Genomic DNA, 3,751 nt, shown 5'->3' with positions numbered 1-3,751 from the left:
ACAACAACCTCCTCCCGCCCTACCGGACGCTCCGCCCGCGCGTGGCCAGCATCGGCGGCGCGGCTGTGAGCTCGCTCATCCGCGGCAGCGCGATCGGCGACGTCTACCGGCTGCACGCCATCGCGCAGCGCGACGGCATCGGCTTCCACGTGACGGCCGTGCCTGCGGCCATTCCCTGTCCGGACCCAACCGAGGAGTTCGACCGGGCCTTCATGCAGTGCCTGTTCGATTTCGGCGGCCGCCTGTTCGACAGCGGCGACCTCTGGTCCGACTCGCCGCCCTTCTTCGCCGCCCGCCTCCCCGACCCTCAGGACCCGTCATGAAACGCAGCATCGCATCGCTCTGCGCCTTCCTCGCCGCCACGACAGCCGCCGCCGAGGACTGGGACTTCATCGTCTCCGCCTACGGCTGGTTCCCGGCGATGGAGGTCGACGCCACCATCGACAGGCCCGGCGGCTCGGTGAGCGCCGACGTCTCGACCAGCGCCACCGAAATCCTCGAGGCGCTGAACTTCGGCGTATTCGGCACCGCCGAGGCGCGGCGCGGGCGGCTCGGGCTGTTCGGCGACGTGTTCTTCACCGACCTTGGGGTGTCGGAGACCGGCCCGCTCGGCGGCCGGCAAAGCGTGGCGAACGATCTCTTCATGTTCACCGGCGCCGCGGCGTGGCGGTTGTGGGAGGACGGAGGCGCCTTCGTCGACGGCTTCGGCGGCGGCCGCCTCGTCTCGCTCGATACGACAGTGACGGCCGGGGCCCTGAGCGCGTCGAAATCGACGACCTACTTCGACCCGATCGTCGGGGTCCGCGTCGGCTATCCCGCCACCGAACGGGTGACGCTGAACGCGTCCGCGAACATCGGCGGCTTCGGCGTCGGATCGGAGTTCACGTGGGAGGCGTATGCGGGCGCCAACTACGCCTTCACCGAGCGCGTAAGCGCCGAGCTGGGGTATCGCTACCTGTCGATCGACTACGAGAACGACGGCAAGGAGATCGACATGCAGATGTTCGGGCCGTTCACCGCGCTGGTGGTGAAGTTCTGAGATGGCCGCCCCTTGCGCCGCCATCTGGACTATCGCCAGCGCTGTCGGCGCCGTCGCTGCTATCGTCGCGACCTACGGCCCCGCGACGGCGCAGGAGGCAGATGCGGCGGCGCTTGCGAAGAAGCTCTCCAACCCCATCGCCGACCTGATCAGCGTGCCGATCCAGTTCAACTTCGACCGCGGCATGGGACCGGACGGCGACGGCGAGCGGTATCTGACCAACATTCAACCGGTGATCCCGTTCGGGATCACCGAGAACTGGAACGTCGTCTCGCGCACGATCGTCCCCGTGATCGGGCTCGACGGGGTCACGCCCGCGGGCGGCTCGCAATTCGGCCTAGGCGACGTCACGCAGTCGCTGTTCTTCTCGCCCAAGGCGCCCGGGCCGGGCGGCCTGATCTGGGGCGTCGGGCCGGTGGCGGTGATCCCGACCGCGACGGACGACGCACTGGGGGCAGAGCAGTGGGCGGCCGGACCGACGGCGGTAGCCCTCGTGCAGCGCGGTCCGTGGACCGCGGGCGCGCTGGTCAACCACCTGTGGTCATTCGCGGGCGACGACGACCGGGCCGATGTGAACGCGAGCTTCCTCCAGCCCTTTCTCGCCCATACCTGGCCCACGGCCACCACGCTGTCGCTGAACATGGAGATGACCTACGACTGGGAGGAGGATCAGGCCAGCCCGGTGGTGAACCTGTTCGCCGCGCAGATCCTGCCCATTGGCTCGCAGCTCATCCAGATCGGCGCGGGCGCGCGCTACTGGCTCGACGGGCCGGACGGCGGACCGGAAGGCTTCGGGGCGCGGGCGCAGCTGACTTTCCTGTTCCCGAGATAACCACACAGAGATGAGAGGACCAGCAACCATGGTTTCCTGCAGGGCGGCGGTGATGGCGGCGCTGGTCGCGGCGCCAGCCGGGGCCGCCGAGATCGACCCCGACGCCGAGGCGGTGCTGCGCGAGACCTGCGCGGCGCTCGCGGCCCTCGCGGCTTTCACGGTGACGTCGGACGCCTCGACCGACATGATCCTTCGCGACGGGCGCAAGCTGCAGCTCGTCGCGACCACGACCGCCGTGGTGGACCGCGCCGCGGGCTTCCGGATGCGGCGGCAGGGGCCGTTCGGGGCGGTCGAGGCGGTCCATGACGGCGAGACGCTCACCGTCTGGTCCGAGGCGCTCGGCGGCTACGCGGTCACGCCCGCGGCGGGCGGGGTGGACGACGGGCTCGACGCGCTGCTGGCCGTGTTCGGCGAGGGCGCCGCAGGCGGGGCCGACCTGCTTTACGCCGATGCGTGCGGCAACCTGATGAACGGCGTCGAGAGCGGCGACTACATCGGCGCCACGACAGTCGGCGGCGAGCCGGCCCACCACCTGTTCTACCGCGCCGACGACCACGACTGGCAGCTGTGGGTGCGCGCCGAAGGGCCTGCGCTGCCCGTCCGCTACGTGATCACGTCGAAGTGGGTGACCGGGGCGCCGCAGTTCGCCGCGCAGTTCCACGACTGGACCTTCGAGGCGGACGACGACTTCGCCTTCACCGCGCCGGAGGGCGCGCGCGAGATCGCCGCGGCGGACGCCGCGCGGGACATGATGGAGTGACGGCGATGCTCTCAAGAACAGCCGGACGCTTCGCGATCGTCGCGGCGCTCGCAGCGGGCCTCGCACTTGATTTCGATTTCGCGGACTGGGGCCGGACGGGTCCGTTGTCCGCAGCCGAGGCGCGGGTGGGCCGCCCGATGACGCCCGTCAGCGCCGCCGGGGTCGCACGCCGCACCACCCGGCGCGTCGTCAGGCGCACCGCGATTTATGTCGCTGCGCTCCCGGCGGGCTGCACGACGGTCGTCGTCAACGGCGCGAGCTACCACAATTGCGGCGGCCGCTACTACGAGCCGTACGGGAACCAGTATGTCGTCGTCGAGATCCAGTAAGCGCCGCCTGCGCCAAGGGGAAGGAAAGACCGTGAAGCTCTCTCCGAGCATCCTGCGAACTGTCGCCAAGGCGCTGTCGGCGGCGATCTTCGTGCTTGCTGGCCCGACCGCTGCGCAGCAAATCGCAGTCAACCCCGCCACGGGCAGCGCACGCCCGAACATCCTGCTGATCGTTGCCGATGACGCCGGCTACACCGACATCGGCGCCTTCGGCGGCGAGATCCACACGCCGAATCTCGATGCGCTGGCGGCGGTCGGCGTCCGCTTCACCCAGTTCACGGCCAGCGCCACCTGCTCACCCACGCGGTCGATGCTGCTGAGCGGGACCGACAACCACCTCGCGGGCTTGGGCAACATGGCCGAGTTCACCGCGCCCAACCAGGTCGGCCAGCCGGGCTACGAGGGGCATCTGAACGACCGCGTCGCCCCGCTCCCCGCGCTGCTCGCCGAGGCGGGCTACGACACCTTCATGGCCGGGAAGTGGCACCTGGGCGAGGAGCCCGAGCACTGGCCCGCGGCGCGCGGTTTCGCACGCGACCTCTCGCTGATCCCAGGCGGCGGCAGCCATCTGGACGACATGTGGGGCGCCGTGGGCGAGCGGCAGCTCTACACCTACAACGGCGAGGCGATCCGGGCGCTGCGGCCGGGGTTCCATTCCAGCGTGGACTACACCGACGCCATCATCGCCAACATCGAGGAGCATCGCGGCGCCGGTCGCCCGTTCTTCGCCTACCTTGCGCTGCAGGCCCCGCACGACCCGTTCCAGCTGCCCGCCGACTGGCGCGACCGCT

At 70.3% G+C, this 3,751-nt stretch carries 6 protein-coding genes; all 6 read left to right on the top strand.

Going from position 1 to position 3,751, the window contains the following annotated elements:
- Nucleotides 1-323 (top strand): hypothetical protein (locus V7Q31_RS17965; RefSeq protein ID WP_333835219.1); only part of this gene is annotated, 323 nt, incomplete at its 5' end.
- A complete protein-coding gene (locus V7Q31_RS17960) occupies nt 320-1,039 on the top strand; it encodes a hypothetical protein (RefSeq protein ID WP_333835218.1) in 720 nt (239 codons plus the stop codon). The genes V7Q31_RS17965 and V7Q31_RS17960, both read left to right, overlap by 4 nt.
- Nucleotide 1,040: 1 nt before the next feature.
- Nucleotides 1,041-1,871: a transporter gene (locus V7Q31_RS17955; RefSeq protein ID WP_333835217.1), complete on the top strand. Its 831-nt coding sequence runs from the start codon at nt 1,041-1,043 to the stop codon at nt 1,869-1,871.
- A 28-nt stretch (nt 1,872-1,899) separates the two neighbouring features.
- Nucleotides 1,900-2,631 carry a DUF2092 domain-containing protein gene (locus tag V7Q31_RS17950; RefSeq protein ID WP_333835216.1) on the top strand — a complete coding sequence of 244 codons (732 nt, stop codon included), beginning with the start codon at nt 1,900-1,902 and terminating at the stop codon, nt 2,629-2,631.
- Between the two features lie 5 nt (nt 2,632-2,636).
- Nucleotides 2,637-2,960, top strand: coding sequence for a DUF6515 family protein (locus V7Q31_RS17945; protein ID WP_333835215.1), 324 nt, complete (start codon nt 2,637-2,639; stop codon nt 2,958-2,960).
- 31 nt (nt 2,961-2,991) lie between these two features.
- The coding region (locus V7Q31_RS17940; protein ID WP_333835214.1) for a sulfatase-like hydrolase/transferase at nt 2,992-3,751 on the top strand (760 nt) is incomplete at its 3' end.

The sequence above is a fragment of the Rubrimonas sp. genome (assembly GCF_036788415.1).
Lineage (GTDB): Bacteria > Pseudomonadota > Alphaproteobacteria > Rhodobacterales > Rhodobacteraceae > Rubrimonas.
The sequence above is the reverse complement of the archived record's forward strand: the minus strand, read 5'-3'. Positions and strand labels throughout refer to the sequence as shown.